The 14,313-nt window shown below is 44.4% G+C and carries 18 protein-coding genes and 1 tRNA gene; 11 read left to right on the top strand and 8 right to left on the bottom strand.

The window, feature by feature from the left end:
- Window positions 1-4: 4 nt before the first annotated feature.
- The 3 genes from DLD82_RS15980 (at window position 5) to DLD82_RS15990 (ending at window position 1,585) form a co-directional block, all read left to right on the top strand.
- Window positions 5-292: a 50S ribosomal protein L30e gene (locus DLD82_RS15980; protein WP_109942128.1), complete on the top strand. Its 288-nt coding sequence runs from the start codon at window positions 5-7 to the stop codon at window positions 290-292.
- A gap of 9 nt (window positions 293-301) precedes the next feature.
- Entirely contained in the window at window positions 302-730 is a 429-nt protein-coding gene (locus DLD82_RS15985; RefSeq protein WP_109942129.1) for a NusA-like transcription termination signal-binding factor, read from the top strand.
- A gap of 75 nt (window positions 731-805) precedes the next feature.
- Window positions 806-1,585 (top strand): hypothetical protein, encoded by a 780-nt coding sequence (locus tag DLD82_RS15990; RefSeq protein WP_109942130.1) that lies wholly within the window; start codon window positions 806-808, stop codon window positions 1,583-1,585.
- A 21-nt stretch (window positions 1,586-1,606) separates the two neighbouring features.
- On the opposite strand, the gene DLD82_RS15995 is transcribed toward DLD82_RS15990, so the two are convergent.
- The 3 genes from DLD82_RS15995 to DLD82_RS16005 form a co-directional block, all read right to left on the bottom strand.
- Window positions 1,607-1,681, bottom strand: a tRNA-Arg gene (locus DLD82_RS15995).
- An 82-nt stretch (window positions 1,682-1,763) separates the two neighbouring features.
- On the bottom strand, window positions 1,764-2,159 hold the full coding sequence (locus DLD82_RS16000) for a DUF473 domain-containing protein (protein ID WP_109942131.1): 396 nt from the start codon (window positions 2,157-2,159) through the stop codon (window positions 1,764-1,766).
- A 5-nt stretch (window positions 2,160-2,164) separates the two neighbouring features.
- Window positions 2,165-2,899: a proteasome assembly chaperone family protein gene (locus tag DLD82_RS16005; RefSeq protein ID WP_109942132.1), complete on the bottom strand. Its 735-nt coding sequence runs from the start codon at window positions 2,897-2,899 to the stop codon at window positions 2,165-2,167.
- 200 nt (window positions 2,900-3,099) lie between these two features.
- Between DLD82_RS16005 and DLD82_RS16010 the strand changes: the two genes are divergently transcribed.
- Together DLD82_RS16010 and DLD82_RS16015 are read left to right on the top strand one after the other, a co-directional pair.
- Entirely contained in the window at window positions 3,100-3,489 is a 390-nt protein-coding gene (locus tag DLD82_RS16010; protein WP_181391487.1) for a protease inhibitor I42 family protein, read from the top strand.
- On the top strand, window positions 3,486-5,615 hold the full coding sequence (locus DLD82_RS16015) for a SpoIIE family protein phosphatase (RefSeq protein ID WP_109942134.1): 2,130 nt from the start codon (window positions 3,486-3,488) through the stop codon (window positions 5,613-5,615). Before DLD82_RS16010 ends, DLD82_RS16015 begins: the two co-directional genes overlap by 4 nt.
- Here the strand turns inward: DLD82_RS16015 and DLD82_RS16020 are convergent.
- On the bottom strand, window positions 5,594-7,300 hold the full coding sequence (locus DLD82_RS16020) for an MBL fold metallo-hydrolase (RefSeq protein WP_109942135.1): 1,707 nt from the start codon (window positions 7,298-7,300) through the stop codon (window positions 5,594-5,596). The two genes, DLD82_RS16015 and DLD82_RS16020, sit on opposite strands and share 22 nt — an antisense overlap.
- A gap of 105 nt (window positions 7,301-7,405) precedes the next feature.
- Between DLD82_RS16020 and DLD82_RS16025 the strand changes: the two genes are divergently transcribed.
- The 5 genes from DLD82_RS16025 (at window position 7,406) to DLD82_RS16045 (ending at window position 10,402) form a co-directional block, all read left to right on the top strand.
- Window positions 7,406-7,756 (top strand): STAS domain-containing protein, encoded by a 351-nt coding sequence (locus DLD82_RS16025; RefSeq protein WP_109942136.1) that lies wholly within the window; start codon window positions 7,406-7,408, stop codon window positions 7,754-7,756.
- 26 nt (window positions 7,757-7,782) lie between these two features.
- Window positions 7,783-8,196, top strand: a complete 414-nt coding sequence (locus DLD82_RS16030; protein ID WP_109942137.1) for an ATP-binding protein — start codon at window positions 7,783-7,785, stop codon at window positions 8,194-8,196.
- 77 nt (window positions 8,197-8,273) lie between these two features.
- Window positions 8,274-9,080, top strand: a complete 807-nt coding sequence (locus DLD82_RS16035; RefSeq protein WP_109942138.1) for a methyltransferase domain-containing protein — start codon at window positions 8,274-8,276, stop codon at window positions 9,078-9,080.
- Between the two features lie 156 nt (window positions 9,081-9,236).
- Window positions 9,237-9,707 carry a protease inhibitor I42 family protein gene (locus DLD82_RS16040; protein WP_109942139.1) on the top strand — a complete coding sequence of 157 codons (471 nt, stop codon included), beginning with the start codon at window positions 9,237-9,239 and terminating at the stop codon, window positions 9,705-9,707.
- A gap of 206 nt (window positions 9,708-9,913) precedes the next feature.
- On the top strand, window positions 9,914-10,402 hold the full coding sequence (locus DLD82_RS16045) for a protease inhibitor I42 family protein (protein ID WP_109942140.1): 489 nt from the start codon (window positions 9,914-9,916) through the stop codon (window positions 10,400-10,402).
- Window positions 10,403-10,501: 99 nt separating this feature from the next.
- Here DLD82_RS16045 and DLD82_RS16050 read toward each other — a convergent pair whose 3' ends face one another.
- Entirely contained in the window at window positions 10,502-10,969 is a 468-nt protein-coding gene (locus tag DLD82_RS16050; RefSeq protein WP_109942141.1) for a DUF5814 domain-containing protein, read from the bottom strand.
- The gene (locus DLD82_RS16055) at window positions 10,966-11,604 is read right to left on the bottom strand and encodes a DUF2150 family protein (RefSeq protein ID WP_109942173.1); all 639 of its coding nucleotides are present in this window, start codon (window positions 11,602-11,604) and stop codon (window positions 10,966-10,968) included. The genes DLD82_RS16050 and DLD82_RS16055 overlap by 4 nt, the downstream gene beginning before the upstream one ends.
- Before the next feature lie 114 nt (window positions 11,605-11,718).
- On the opposite strand from DLD82_RS16055, the gene thiI reads away from it, so the two are divergent.
- Window positions 11,719-12,909 carry a tRNA uracil 4-sulfurtransferase ThiI gene (thiI, locus tag DLD82_RS16060; RefSeq protein WP_245920478.1) on the top strand — a complete coding sequence of 397 codons (1,191 nt, stop codon included), beginning with the start codon at window positions 11,719-11,721 and terminating at the stop codon, window positions 12,907-12,909.
- Here thiI and pscS read toward each other — a convergent pair.
- Together pscS and DLD82_RS16070 are read right to left on the bottom strand one after the other, a co-directional pair.
- Entirely contained in the window at window positions 12,901-14,082 is a 1,182-nt protein-coding gene (gene pscS, locus DLD82_RS16065) for an O-phospho-L-seryl-tRNA:Cys-tRNA synthase (protein WP_109942142.1), read from the bottom strand. The two genes, thiI and pscS, sit on opposite strands and share 9 nt — an antisense overlap.
- Window positions 14,079-14,261 carry a hypothetical protein gene (locus tag DLD82_RS16070; protein ID WP_109942143.1) on the bottom strand — a complete coding sequence of 61 codons (183 nt, stop codon included), beginning with the start codon at window positions 14,259-14,261 and terminating at the stop codon, window positions 14,079-14,081. Before DLD82_RS16070 ends, pscS begins: the two co-directional genes overlap by 4 nt.
- Between the last annotated feature and the right edge of the window lie 52 nt (window positions 14,262-14,313).

Genomic DNA, 14,313 nt, shown 5'->3' on the forward strand with positions numbered 1-14,313 from the left:
TGATATGGATTTCAATACATCGCTTCGGCGTGCAATTAAGACGGGGAAGGTTATCCTCGGTCAGAATGAGACAAAAGAGAGTATAGAAAGCGGAACTGCGAAACTTGTAGTTGTTGCGGGCAACTGCCCTGCCGAATTTGCAGGTTATGTTGCAGGAAAGGATGGACTCAAGACCTTCAAATTCGAGGGTTCAGGCGTCCAGCTTGGTCGTGCATGCGGTAAACCATTTATGGTCAGCGCACTGGCAATTGAAGAGTCCGGTGATTCTGACATTCTAACTCTTGCACGGTAACGAGGCCCTATGGGAGTAGTCCTGAATGAAGAGACCATCGCTCTTATCGCTCAGTTTGAGCGTCTGACTGGGGCAGGAAGTCGTGATGTCATTGACGATGGTGAAGATGAACGACTGATATTCATCATCAATCCCGGAGATATGGGATTTGCCATCGGGAAAAAAGGTCTGAATATTAAAAAAGCTTCTGAATCCTTCGGGAAAAAGATCGAAGCGGTGGAGTACTCGGACGATCCTGCCCAGTTCATCAGGAACTGCTTTCATCCGGCACAGGTAAAAGAGGTACAGTTTTCAGATTATCATGGGGACCAGATTGCCCATGTTGTTATCCGGGATGAAGACCGGGGACGAGCAATTGGAAAATCGGGGAAAAACCTGGATCGTTCCAAAATGCTTGCCCTCCGTGAACACGATATTAAAAATATCATCATAGAATAACCGGATTATTTCAGGTGTACTCACCTTTTTTTCTATTTCATAATCTTGAAATAGGTAGCAGTAGGATTCTCTCATATGCTTTTTCATATGAGAAGATGGAAACTGTTCATTTGTGGTCTGCTAATTCTGATTGCTGTCCCTGCTTTTTCTGCATTGGCAACAGAAATTGCAGAATCGTCACCATCACTCGGGACGGATGACGTTCCTTCCAACCTGACTGTGTCAGTACAACTTGACCAGGAAGGCAAATCTATCACCGCGACTTTCAGGGGCGGTAAAGGTCAGAGTCTGCTCAAAAAGATAAATCTAAATGTAATTTATCCTGATGGGACGAAAGTGAACGGCGTTTTAGGGAATGTCGTTGGTGAATCCGTGGTTTTGCAGGGGTCCGGATGCGGCGACCAGGTTATGGGGACCTCATATTACCTGAATGGGCAGAGTTATGCGTTCCTTAACGAAAAAATGCATTATATTTCCGGAATTTGTCCGGCAGATTATTCTCCCTATACTGATCCCTGTGCAGAAATTGCAGCATCACCTGCGATGAATCCAGACCCTGTACAGGATATACCGCAGAACAAATCGGTAATAATTCAGGCAAATGTGGATATCAGTACCATTGAGGTTCAGTTCAGAGGAGGTTTTGGTCAGAATATGATAAAAACGTTACAAGTGAGCAGAATCGGTCCTGATGGCTCTGCAGAGACCAAAAATCTTGGAAATATGATCGGAGATGAAGTGACATTTACTGCAACTAATAACTGTATGGATAGAATTGCTGCAAATGTCAGTTTTATTGATGGAACACGGTATCATTTCTATGATGAAGTGCTGCATATCAGCAGATACCAGTAATTTTTTTTAAAAAAGTTATAACGGACCTGGAGGGATTCGAACCCCCGACATTCGGGTTAGAAGCCCGACGCTATATCCTGGCTAAGCCACAGGCCCATAACAGTTGAGCCTTATTTTGTTGTCATTTATACCTGATAATAGTAGCGTATCCGGGTATCAAAAATCATGAGGGCGGGGCTTACCCTGCATGGAAGGCAACCGGCCGTACCACATCAACAATTCTGGGCTCAGTTACTGAACATTTTGTCACATTTGCCCGGATTGTCGTGTTTGAAATGAATTTTAATTTGCACCGTGCGGTTAGTTTCTCACGTTCCATGATGTAATACCCATGTCCGGATTCCACGGTATGTTTCATCGTTACCACGACAGAGATTACTTCGACAACAATTCCTGTATCACTGACAGCGAGATCCTCGCAATCGATGGATGTCAGAAAAATCTGAGATCCCGGACTCACCTGTGCTAGTGATATGACATTGTGAGCGCTGGTCACTTCTACGGTTCTTGGAATTCCTTTCCTGAGTTCTTCGATAACCTTCGGAAAAATCCCGGTAAGAGCTATGCATTCCATGGTTATCACCCATACATCGGAAGTTGCTGATCTTTTCTGATCGGTTGTTCTTCTGCAGTCTGCACTTCTTCTGCAAGCCTGTGCATTTGAGCCTCAATTTCTTCAGCCTGTTCTATTAATCCGGCTGTATCTATCTGCAGATCATAGAGGCTGTTCAGAACCCCGATTGCTCCCGCAGCCGCCCGGGGATCCGGAGCATTAATAGTCTCTCCAAGCAGCCCGATACCCGGAATATTTCTTATCTTACATTCTGTCAGCAGACTGCTTGCAATACCTGATATACTTCCAATCGGGAGCCTGATGGCTGAGTCACCAAGCCGGTCTAGGAGTGGTTTATCTGTAGCCACACAAAAAACCCGTTTTTCTGGTTCGTTTGTAATGATACCAGCCAGGGTGACTACTTCTGCAATCTTAAACGCTGCAAGCCAGTCAAGGATTGCGTTTGCTACTTCATAACAAATCTGGGGATGAATCGGAATATCTGCAAGGATAGCGACAAACTTTTCCTTTTCATAAATCCGGACAGGAACTGCGATCACTCCATCCGACATCATGGCCATCGGCGGGAAGTATTTACTTGTCATTGTTCCTATCAAATCAAATCCAAGTTTGTCAACCATATAGGAAAGTGCGATACTTCCCACGAGGCCACTTCCCGGAAATCCGATGAGAATTATGGATCCCTCGGATGAAAGAGGCCTTGCCTGTACAATAACGTCAGGTATCTGGCTGGTGGTCATAATACAAGATAGGATGACTCAGGAAATAGGTTTGTCGTAATATGCCGAATCAGAAATACATCAAACGGTACTTATCTCATTACAGCGAACGCTCTCCGGTTATTATGCATACACGGGTACCTTTCCATAAACAAAATAACATGGTCTGGTTATCTGTATTGCTGCTGGAGTTCGTATTATTTGTTTTTTTGTCCGGATGCGTGCAATCAAACACGGGCTATACGATAAAACCTGAGGCATTTGAGGTGTCTCCTGATGTGTATGCAGATGAGATGACGAGGGAAATTACCATGCCTCTTCATGGCACCATGCTTGTTTCATATCCCTGGTCACCGGAGGATGGAAGGTACTGGCGTGTCGGAGTTACTGAAGGACTATATGTTACCGGTGATCGGTATGTCCCATCTCCTGCGGATATTCCTGTTGAAGTGTCCGGAACACGTGAATGGATGGTAAAAGCCATCGCCCCCGGAGAAAATACCTTTATTGGAACTCTGAGACCCCGAGGAAATTCATGGAATCAGGAGATAGTCCAACTGAAAATAGATGTTTTAATAACTGAAGAAAGTCCGGAGAGTGGAAATATATGAGGTTTGGAGTAGCGATAAAGCTCCTTTTGGTTATGCTTCTTCTGACCAGTATCATCTTTGTAGTCATTGGAGGAATGTCCTGGATAATGATGGGAAATCTGGGAAACTATGCCACTGATTCAAGTCTTGCCCTTGGAGAGCAGGCAATTGGTGAAAGTACTAATGCCCTTGAAGAGGATGCTGAATCATATCTCCTGCGTCTTGCAACAGACCAGGCAGAAATCTCTGATATGGTCTTTGAGCGGATAACCTCTGAAATGAATGTCATCTATTCGGAAGGAAAAGAGGTCATATCTGGTACTGGTGCAACTCCTGAGAGATGGTATTTCCGTGATGAAAAACCCTCAAAACCAGGAGAAGTCGGGGTAGTTCATCTCCCGGAGGGAGTGTCTATTGATTCTGTCCGGGATGAGATTGAAAATTTGAGTTCATTCCAGTCATTATTTAATCCCCTTTTCCATGCAGACAATCGTCTGACTGCTCTTTATATCGCTTCATCTTCAGGTCCGGTCCTCTTTTTTCCCTGGACTCCCCGGATTGAATCATCATTTGACGCCCGGATAAGGGGATGGTACCAGGAAGCACTCAGTCATGAAGGAATAGTCTGGTCAGACCCATACGTAGATGCACTTGGAAACGGGCTTACAATTACCTGTTCTAAAAGACTTGAAAACCCTGAACAAAACCTTACCTGGGTTATCGGGGCAGATATTACCATTGAAACAATTAATTACCGGATTATTACCACCCAGCTTGGAGAAGACGGATATGCGTTTCTCATTAATCAAAAGGGAGATGTGATATCAAGGCCTGGTCTTTCAGCCGGAAGCACCAGGTGGGATGAATCATATAACACGGAAAACTTCCTTGAGAGTTCGAATAGTGATCTCAGAAATATCACCCGTGATATGATTGCAGGGCTTTCGGGGGTTACCCGGTGCCGGTTCATGGAAGGGGAAAAATACATTGCATATGCACCGGTGAAGAGTGTGGGATGGAGTATCGGACTTGTTGTTCCGGTTGAGGATATCATTGCTCCTGCACAAATTACCGGCGGTGTAATCCGGAATGCAAGTGAGGAGACCCATGCTCATATTACCGAGCAGATGGTATTTTTGCAGCATGTTCTGACAGTCAGTTTTATTCTGCTCTTTTTTGGAGTAATTGCGATTGCAATATTCTTTTCCCGGTTCATTACCGGGCCTCTTCGAATTTTAAGCGAAGGGGTTAAAAAGATAGGTTCCGGTGACCTGCAGACCACGGTAGATATCACCTCTGGTGATGAATTTGAGGATCTGGCCGGAACTTTTAACCGGATGACTGCCGATCTTCGCAATTACGTTCTGGAACTTCGGAGAACTACCGCGGAAAAAGAGCGTTTCACCCGTGAACTTGAAATTGCTCAGGGGATACAACAAAGTTTCCTTCCGGATACCATTCCTGAAATACCCGGAATTGAACTTGCAGTATTTTCAAGTCCGGCCCTTGAAGTCGGAGGAGATTTTTATGATTTCATTCCGGTCGGAGATGATGAATGGGGGCTGGTAATCGCTGATGTAAGCGGAAAAGGTGTCCCTGCAGCCCTTTTTATGGCTCTTTCCAGAACACTTATCAGAGTTAGTACAACCTGGAAGAGTGATCCTGCAAGTGCCATAACAGAAGCGAATTCACTCATCTGTCGTGATTCCAAAACCAGCATGTTTGTAACACTCTTTTACCTGGTCATAGATTCGCAAAAGAGAGAGTTAACATACGTAAATGCAGGACATAATCCTCCACTTATGTTAACCCGGGAGAAAAAGAATGATATCACCCTCCTGAAAGCTGAAGGAATAGCCTTAGGCATTATAGATGGGATTGACCTTGGATCTGTGACCGTCCGATTAAAAGAGGGAGATTTGGTTGCACTGTATACCGATGGTATAACCGAAGCAATGAATGGTGCAGGTGAAGAGTATGGAATGGATAGGTTCTCTGAAATTCTCCTGAAATGTCGTGATAAAAAACCTGATGAAATGATCGAGGATATCAGGGCATCGGTAAAGGAGTTTACCGGGACAACACCACAGTCTGATGATATTACCCTGATTTTAATTAAAGCCGGTCAGGGGATGGGTGCCACCTGAAACGCTAGTATTATCTCTTCTTTTTCTCTTGAGGGAATTTTTTTAACCTTCCCTCCTGTATATCCCGCAGACCTGAGTAAAGATGGGGAGAGAGGGAGTTCTGGATGGCAGCCAGTATCCGGTGTTATAGAAATAATTGCATCATTTGCATGATATGAGATAAAGAAAGTAATTTTCCGGGCATTGTAGGTTTCATAATAATCAATAATCGCATGAAACAGATCAGATAGCCGCATCGAATCAGCGTAAATAAAAACCTGATTTTCGGGTAGGTTTATTGCAATTTCTGCATTTGCATAGCACTGGTTTTCTGAAAGTCTTAAGATAAGATTTCTCCGATAGGCTTTTTCATCATCAATTGATTCTAATAATTCATCATCGCTTATCCGGGATGTTATCCGGGTTTTTCGAGAGTTCCTGATAAGATCCACCGGATCTAGCGCTGTTATGGTTGCAGAAGGAATAATTCCCTGAAGAGTGCTTAAAAAATCTACGCACAGGTTCTCACATCTCCTGAGCATTGTTCCATCGACAATCCATTCCATCTCATGTTTTGGAAGGCATGAACGGATTTTCTGGAGAGTTTGGTGTATTCTCAGGACAACTTCTATATCTTTCTTTTTACCTTCTGTATATGCCTTGTAAAATGCATTAAAATTTGAAAGCAACTGATCAATTTCATCGTCCCGGATAATCTCTGCAAGTCTTTCAGCAATTTCATGTTCTTCCAGTTCATCAAGATGGTACCGAAGAACCATCAACTTTCCAGCAATAACAGGAAAAAGCCGGTGAGCTTCATCAATAAGGTCCATACCATGGAGCATTGCGATATCCACCCGTTTTCTGTCAAATACTCCAACATGCGGATTGGCTTTTAATTCCTTCTCGCTGTTATCCAGAATTTTATGAAGCTGTGCGGGAATGATGGCATTTCCATGTCCGGTGAGAATCACTGATACCGGTCTTTTTTTGAGTATCCATCTGACCCGCTCCAGGGTTTTGTCAAGTTCACGGGGATTGTACCCCACTATCCCCGCTACCCCGGGATTTGTTGCAAAAGGAATATCTCCGACATGTATCATTTTTCCTGCCTGAATTGCCATGCTGTCAGGGGAATGACCTGGTACCTCCCAGAAAATTAGTTCCTGTTTATCCGGAAACACGAGCCTGATGCTTCTTAATGAAATTGTATCCTGAATCGTGTAGAGTTCTGTAATATATGAAAAACCAGAGAGTAACTCTTCGATTTTTATTTTTTCGTCGGGATTTTCAGAGAAAAGAGGGATATCTATTCTGAACGGAGGGGCAGGAAGATCTACAAGAGACGACTGGATATATGTCGCATCTCCATCCATCAGGGGTTTTTCTGCATGGGCATGACATACATAGACGGTATTTCCTACTGCTTCTATTCTTCTGTCAACAAGTCCCTGGTAGATGTGATCAAAATGCGCATGCCCGAAGATGATAATGACCGGTTTTTCTTTGTCGATGGTTTTAGAAATAAGGGTTGAATACACGGTGTTTGTAATATCCTGCCTGTTCCCGGTATCGATAACTATCAGGTAATCTCCGATATTCAGAATAAAAACATTTGAGCAACTCACGTCCGGCTTCCTGATAATGGGGAATATTCTGGCATTTTCCATTCCTGGTACTTCCTGCCAGGTTTCATTCAGGAGCACGTTATTTTCTCCCTCCGGAGACAATCGTATTTTCACAAATCATTAATTCTATGCAAATGGAGTTTTGATCATACATCATAGTAATTACAACAGGAACTGAGTTACATGGAATGCAATCTCAATATAACTGAACGGGAAATTTCCGGGATCACCATTCTGGATATATCCGGAAGGGTCGATGCTGCAACCTCATCAAAAATGGAAGAAGAATTAACAAAAAAAGTTGATGCCGGTGTTATCAATATCATCATGAATATGGAGAATCTGAGTTATATCAGCAGTTCAGGTCTTCGTGTTATCCTGGCCTCACTGAAAAAAGTCAAATCCGCTGGCGGGAAGATTGCACTTTTACAATTACAACCCGGACCTGCAGAGGTTTTTAAGATGACCGGATTTGATAGATTATTCCCCATCTGTTCCTCAATGGAAGGGGCTGTAGAGCAGTTTAGTGCGTGAGATAATCTTATTCCGATAGCGCATACATGGCAACACACCAGATCGAACTATCAGATCCGAAAAAAGCAGTACCAATTTTGTCTGAGTTTTTATCTGACATACTGGCAGAAGAGCAAGTTCCCTTTGAAATTGAAAATGCAATGCAGCTCTGTGCTGAAGAAGCGGTTGTAAACATCTTCAAACATGGGTACAAAGGTGCCGAGGGGCCTGTCAGGGTCAGATTTACTTTGGATGATAACCGGGTGATCCTGGAGATAGAAGATGAAGCACCCTTTTTCAATCCACTAACGCTCCCTTCTCCTGATGTGGATGCAGAACTTGATGAGCGCAAGATTGGAGGTCTAGGGGTATACCTGATTCGTTCACTGATGGATGATGTCAGATACCAGGAAACACCCAAAGGCAACTGCCTGGTCATGGAGAAATCCTTTTCTGGGTGATCTTACTCCGAATTTTTGGGGCATCTTTTGTTACGAGCGGAAACAATTCTAATAATCGTGATACAATGACATGAGAAATGTCGAAATCATATGTTCATGGCTATTCTGAAGTAGAAGCTCAACGCCTCTTTGACCAGGCAGACACTCTGACGTCTATTATTCATCATGATTCTTTTTTTCCTCCGAAAAGCCGGATTCTCGAAGCCGGATGCGGGACCGGGGCACAAACCTGTATTTTGGCTAAACAAAATCCCGATTCTCACTTTACATCGGTAGATATATCGGAATCTTCGCTTGATGAAGCAAAGCGGCGGATTTTAAAGGCCGGTATTTCTAATGTTACATTCATTCATCACGATATTATGGATGCGGATTTTTCATGCGGAATGTTTGATCATGCGATATTCTGTTTTGTCCTTGAACACCTGAAAGAGCCTGAAAAAGCAATTTTACGGGTAATGCAGATGGTAAAACCCGGTGGAACCATCACCGCGATAGAGGGAGATCATGGTTCGGTCTGTTTTCATCCGGAAACAACCATGGCGATGCGGACTATAGAGTGCCAGGTTATCCTACAGAAACAAGCCGGGGGTGATGCCTGTATCGGGAGGAAACTCTATCCGATTCTAGTCCGAGCCGGTCTTAAAGATGTCCGGGTAACTCCGAGAATAGTGTACGCAGATGGAGGAAGACCAGAAATGGTTGACGGATTTACCTTAAAGACATTTATTGCTATGATCAAAGGGGTGAAAGAGCAGGCTCTTGCGGCAGGTCTGATGACAACTGTAGAATGGGAAGAAGGCATAAATGATCTCTCCAGTTCTGCAGAAAAAACAGGGACTTTCAGCTATACTTTTTACAAGGGATCAGGATATATCCCATAAATTTTCCGGTATTTTTTTCATTTTCATTACGCGCCAGTCAAAACAGGGGAAATGCTTTAAGCAACATTGTTCTTTTGTCTGAGTATGTCTTTACTTCTGATTTTTTCCTGATTTTGACCAGTAAGTTCATACCCTATTGCGTTAACCTAGAGAGACATGGATCGGATTGTTACGTTCCTTCTCTTACTGGTTTCAGCAGTTCTGCTGGCACCCGGATGTATTGCAGACGAACAGGCAGTTTCAGAAGTAACTGAAATTGTACCGGAAGTAACCGTTACTGAAGAAGTAACTGAGACTGTCACTGAGGAAGTCACTGCAGAAGTTCCAGCATTCGATGTAACTGCTGACATGAACACCACTGCTCTGAATATGACCCAGAATCAGATTGTCCTTGTAACCCTCCCGGAGACCTCCGGATATGAGTGGAATACAACCGTTTCAGAAGGTCTTACCCTCCTGAATGAGACCCACGTTGATGCAGCCGAGGGTGATGAGAGCGCAACAGCTTTACACCAGATGTTTGTTCAGGCTGTAGCAGCTGGAGAACAGACCATCAAGAGCGTTGAGCAGAAGGCAGATTCAGAAGAGACTGGAAGCGAATACACTCTTACTATCCTTGTAGAGTAAATTTCGAATCATATTGTCTATACGACAATATTGTTTTTTTTAATTGTCTATTGTCCGGACGATCTTTTCCCGTGTTTTCTTCGTTTTGTTATTTGTTCTGTACCTGACCGCTCTTTTAATTTCATAACTCGTTATTTTCAAGGAAATGTCGGTTTCAAATGTCAGAACCATTATATTCATACTCTACCAGGTTAATTTAATAAGACATGGATCGGATTGTAGCGTTCCTTCTCTTACTGGTTTCAGCAGTTCTGCTGGCACCCGGATGTATTGCAGACGAACAGACAGTTTCAGAAGCAACTGAAATTGTACCGGAAGTAACCGTTACTGAAGAAGTAACTGAGACTGTCACTGAGGAAGTCACTGCAGAAGTTCCAGCATTCAATGTTACTGCTGACATGAACACCACTGCTCTGAACATGACCGAGAATCAGGTTGTCCTTGTAACCCTCCCGGAAAACCCGACCACCGGCTACACCTGGAATGTTACCCTTTCTGAGGGACTTACCCTGGTAAATGATACTTACACCCAGGACGCAGCAGAAGAAGGTATGACTGGCGTTGGCGGTGTCCACGAATGGTTCGTTCAGGCTGTCGGAGCCGGAGAACAGTCATTCTTTGGTATCGAAAAGCAGGAATGGGAAGAAGAGACTGGCAACGAAACCACCTATACTCTTAACATTCTCGTTGAGTAATTATCACATCAGATTGTCGGGTAACCGACAATTTTTCTTTTCTCTAAATTTACATCCCGGATTAGAGATTTTTTAAAAAAAGTTTTAGAGATCTTTGAATCAGGATTCGATTGGAATGCCTTTTTCTATTGCCTGGATATGTTGTCTTACCAGGTCCTGCATATTAGGGACATGAAACTGATTTGCTACATCCTGAATCGCTTCAAGGAGATGGACTGCATCTTCAAGGTAACTTAAGATATCTGCAGCATAAATTTCAATTCCAAACTCATCCCGAAGATACTGGCTTATCTGGATATGATCAAGTCCGGATTCACGCAGTTCGATTATTTCTTTTACAAATTTTCGTTCCGGACAGCCACAGAATGGATTGTCCTGGCATTTACACCTAAGAAAACTCTTAACAAAAGATAATATCTGTTCCCTTGTTGACCGGTCAAAGGAGTCATAAGGAACAGATAGAAGAGCTTCAAGGGTAGCACCATGAAATGCTCCCTCAGGAAGCCGGTATCCTATTAATTTCCCTATCTGTCTGTGATATCGAAGTCTTGCACGGGCAGATATCACGAAACTTCGCCTGCTTCTTCATCAAAGTTTTTGAGGGTACCCATGGCTTCGTTCATGCTCTCAATCTGGATGAGCCATTCATCAAAGACACCCATATCTTCCGAATCTTTGATGTAACGTCCACAGCATGACTTACCATTTATGACATTGGCACCAATCTCTGCAGCGACGGCAAGCAGTTCATCGGTATCTTCTTCTTTAATTCCGCGACCTTTCTTGACCAGAGCTTTGATGTCATCACTATATCCGCCCTCAAGAAATTTCTTTGCTGAAGCAAACAGGGCCAGGAGCTGGAAGTGCATTGGAGCAATGAGTTCAATCATATCTTCATCGACTTCCTGTTCCATGATGATCTCCTCGACCTCGATGAGTTTGTTCATTGACTCATCTTTTGAGAACCGGTTGTTCTGGTTGAGTTTGATGATCTTCAGAACTTCAATGCAGATATCCTGGTTAAACCCGTTCAGTAACTGATATCCTTCAGGCATCTCATCCTCATCGCCACCTTCAAAGTCAGCTTCACGCAGGGAATTGATCCAGTTATCCCACCGCTCCTGACTGTAAAAGATATAGAAGAGCTTCATGGGGGTTTCTTCTTGCGCTGATGACGAGTCCTTCTTTTTCCGTGGAGCCATTACATACACCTGTGATTTACCGGGCATAAGAGGTTGTCGGCTGTTCATTCTCAGGTGACATCAGACTCTCTTTTACAACAGTCATTTTTGGACAGAAAATAAAGTACTGACAAGATGGAGCAGGATGCCCGCAAGGTGGTTATGGTCCGGTTCGGAGAAATCTTTTTAAAGAGTGAAGCGGTGCGCAGGGAGTTTTTAAACCGGCTCCGTGACAATATCCGGGCAGCTCTGAAGGCCAGTGGTATAGATGGAACGATTACTATCACCCGGAGCAGGGTTCTGGTCAGTACCGAATCACCCGTTGATCTGGTTCCAGTTTTGTCTCATATTTTCGGGATTATTGACATTGCACCGGTCACCATGACCCCCAGTGATATGGATGGGTTATGTGATGCGGCGGCCCTGCTTGCAAAAAAACATCTCTCTCCTTCAACACGATTTGCAGTCCGGGCCAGACGGGAAGGAGTTGAAGGGTTTTCAAGTCAGGAATTAGGAGCCGAGGCCGGGTCACGGATAATAGATGCAATCCCTGATCTGAAAGTGGACCTGACAAATCCTGAGTACGAGGTCTTTATTGAAGCACGAAAAGGGGGAAGCATGGTCTATGATACCCGGACTCCCGGTCCAGGCGGACTTCCATACGGAACCCAGGGAAAAGCAGTCTCTCTTATCTCCGCCGGGATTGATTCTCCGGTTGCTGCATGGCTTATGATGAAGCGTGGTGTCCGGATGGTCTTTCTTCATATTGCACCAGGCAGGTTTGGTGGAACTGACATCTCTAAAAACCTGACAAGCAATCTGCAAGCACTTTCCCGGTGGACTCCAGGCATCGAATTACGACTTGTTACAGTAAAGGCCGAGCCATTATTTCAGGCACTTATGGATCTTTCCGATCAAAAACTCCGGTGTGTGGTCTGCAAGCGGGCGATGCTGCTACTTGCTGCAGAGTATGCAAAAGAGGCCGGATGCGATGGAATTATTACCGGAGATAATCTTGGACAGGTTGCGACCCAGACACTTCATAATCTTGCTCCTATTTCTGCTGGGATAGATGTTCCAATTTACCGGCCGCTTATCGGGTATGACAAAGAAGAGATTATCACTCTGGCAAGAAAAATCGGGTCATTTTCATCAGAACCCGGAGATACATCCTGTCATGTTCTGCCTTCCCGTCCGGTTACAAAGTCTGATGCCGGACAGATTGATGCATGTATGGATGAGTTATCAATGAATTCAATTATCCGGGATATCCTGAGTCAGGCAACGATAATTAAAATAAAAAATGAGGAGATCCAATCAGGATGAACAAGAGAGTCCTTCTGCTTTTGCAATATCCACAAAAGCATCTGCAACATATTTTGCCTGTTCTTCAGTTACGCCATAACTGTTAAATTTCCAGACCCGGGTAGAGCCTGCAAGGATTCCGGTAATACCTCTTTCTTTCAATGCACTGGTCAGGAAAAATCCCCGTTTTTTATGTGTTTTTGCAATCTTGTCAAATGATTCGGTTGTGTTCATCCTGGTGAGTGTGTGTTTTCTTAAGTATTCACTCTGGACTGTAGTCCCTTCGATGGAAAGGAGGGCATCAACAATCTGGTTCACATATTTTACCTGAGAATCAAACTCTTTCACCCGCTTTTTCACATGGGGGAACGATGCCATCATGCCGACGGAGGTGACGCCCATGAGGGTGCATCCCATCATCTCGACCTCCTTTATTCCGAATGTCCTGCCGGTGAGGTCTCCTTTTACCCTGGTTGTCCGGAATACAGTTTCTGCCCATTCATTTGTGGTTGCAAGAACTCCGGAAGGTGCCGGAGCTGCCATGCTTTTGTGTCCGGAACCGACAAGGAAGTCTGCCCCCAGTGCTTTTCCATCGACTTCCATGATTCCGACGGTATACGCTCCGTTGCAGAGAACCGGGATGTCATACTGGTGAGCAACTTTGATGATATCAGCCACCGGGTGCAGGTTTCCATACTGGTAGTCAACCTGCTCGACAAACATGAGTGCCGGTTTTTTGCCGGTTGTCCGGATGACTTCTTCTATCCGGTCTGCTGCAGCATCCTTTGTGATGATGTGGGATTCATCTGCCGGAATTTCAAATGGCGTTCCCCTCGCCTGTTCAACCGAGATGAATTCTGTATAGTGAGAGTATGCAGTCAGGAGCACCGGGTCATCAGGTTTTACGAGAGCATCTGCAACAGCCTGAAACCCTCTTCTCGCTCCGGGGACAAGACGTGCAGTATCCATATTTACGAATGCTGCAAGGTCTTTATGAAATTCTGCAAGTGGTGGTTTTGATATATAGTCAAGCCGGAAGGGTTTGTTGCAGTGGTCACAGACTGAGTATCCGTCTCCGTAGGCGAGAACTGCTTTCATTGCATCGGTTGTGAGTCTTCCTCCGGCCTGAATGGGATCAAGGTTGATGTAGAGTTCATCAATCTGCCGTGTATCTATTCCTTCACCGCAGTTCATGCAAGTAGTTCCTCCTTAAGTACTGAGATCTGTTTTTCCAGTTTGCCGATGATCTTTTCTGCCTCTTGTTTTTGTTTATCCGAGAGGGTATGGCTTGGGACGGTGTCCCGAAGTATGCCCCGGATATCTGTTAAGAGGTATAGTCCCTGAAATACGGCATCTACTGCCCGCTTTGACATATATTCACCTTAATAGTATGTTGGTGTCCGGATGCAATAAGAGGAACGATAC

The organism is Methanospirillum stamsii (assembly GCF_003173335.1).
In the GTDB taxonomy this organism is placed as follows: domain Archaea; phylum Halobacteriota; class Methanomicrobia; order Methanomicrobiales; family Methanospirillaceae; genus Methanospirillum; species Methanospirillum stamsii.

What these genes read in the sequence shown, in the direction of transcription:
- thiI (WP_245920478.1), top strand. Translation starts at nt 11,719, where the DNA reads ATGGAGCAGGATGCCCGCAAGGTGGTTATGGTCCGGTTCGGAGAAATC.
- DLD82_RS15980 (WP_109942128.1), top strand. Translation starts at nt 5, where the DNA reads ATGGATTTCAATACATCGCTTCGGCGTGCAATTAAGACGGGGAAGGTT.
- DLD82_RS16040 (WP_109942139.1), top strand. Translation starts at nt 9,237, where the DNA reads ATGGATCGGATTGTTACGTTCCTTCTCTTACTGGTTTCAGCAGTTCTG.
- DLD82_RS15985 (WP_109942129.1), top strand. Translation starts at nt 302, where the DNA reads ATGGGAGTAGTCCTGAATGAAGAGACCATCGCTCTTATCGCTCAGTTT.
- DLD82_RS16015 (WP_109942134.1), top strand. Translation starts at nt 3,486, where the DNA reads ATGAGGTTTGGAGTAGCGATAAAGCTCCTTTTGGTTATGCTTCTTCTG.
- DLD82_RS16045 (WP_109942140.1), top strand. Translation starts at nt 9,914, where the DNA reads ATGGATCGGATTGTAGCGTTCCTTCTCTTACTGGTTTCAGCAGTTCTG.
- DLD82_RS15990 (WP_109942130.1), top strand. Translation starts at nt 806, where the DNA reads ATGCTTTTTCATATGAGAAGATGGAAACTGTTCATTTGTGGTCTGCTA.
- DLD82_RS16070 (WP_109942143.1), bottom strand. Translation starts at nt 14,261, where the DNA reads ATGTCAAAGCGGGCAGTAGATGCCGTATTTCAGGGACTATACCTCTTA.
- DLD82_RS16025 (WP_109942136.1), top strand. Translation starts at nt 7,406, where the DNA reads ATGGAATGCAATCTCAATATAACTGAACGGGAAATTTCCGGGATCACC.
- DLD82_RS16035 (WP_109942138.1), top strand. Translation starts at nt 8,274, where the DNA reads ATGTCGAAATCATATGTTCATGGCTATTCTGAAGTAGAAGCTCAACGC.
- DLD82_RS16030 (WP_109942137.1), top strand. Translation starts at nt 7,783, where the DNA reads ATGGCAACACACCAGATCGAACTATCAGATCCGAAAAAAGCAGTACCA.
- DLD82_RS16000 (WP_109942131.1), bottom strand. Translation starts at nt 2,159, where the DNA reads ATGGAATGCATAGCTCTTACCGGGATTTTTCCGAAGGTTATCGAAGAA.
- DLD82_RS16055 (WP_109942173.1), bottom strand. Translation starts at nt 11,604, where the DNA reads ATGGCTCCACGGAAAAAGAAGGACTCGTCATCAGCGCAAGAAGAAACC.
- DLD82_RS16005 (WP_109942132.1), bottom strand. Translation starts at nt 2,899, where the DNA reads ATGACCACCAGCCAGATACCTGACGTTATTGTACAGGCAAGGCCTCTT.
- pscS (WP_109942142.1), bottom strand. Translation starts at nt 14,082, where the DNA reads ATGAACTGCGGTGAAGGAATAGATACACGGCAGATTGATGAACTCTAC.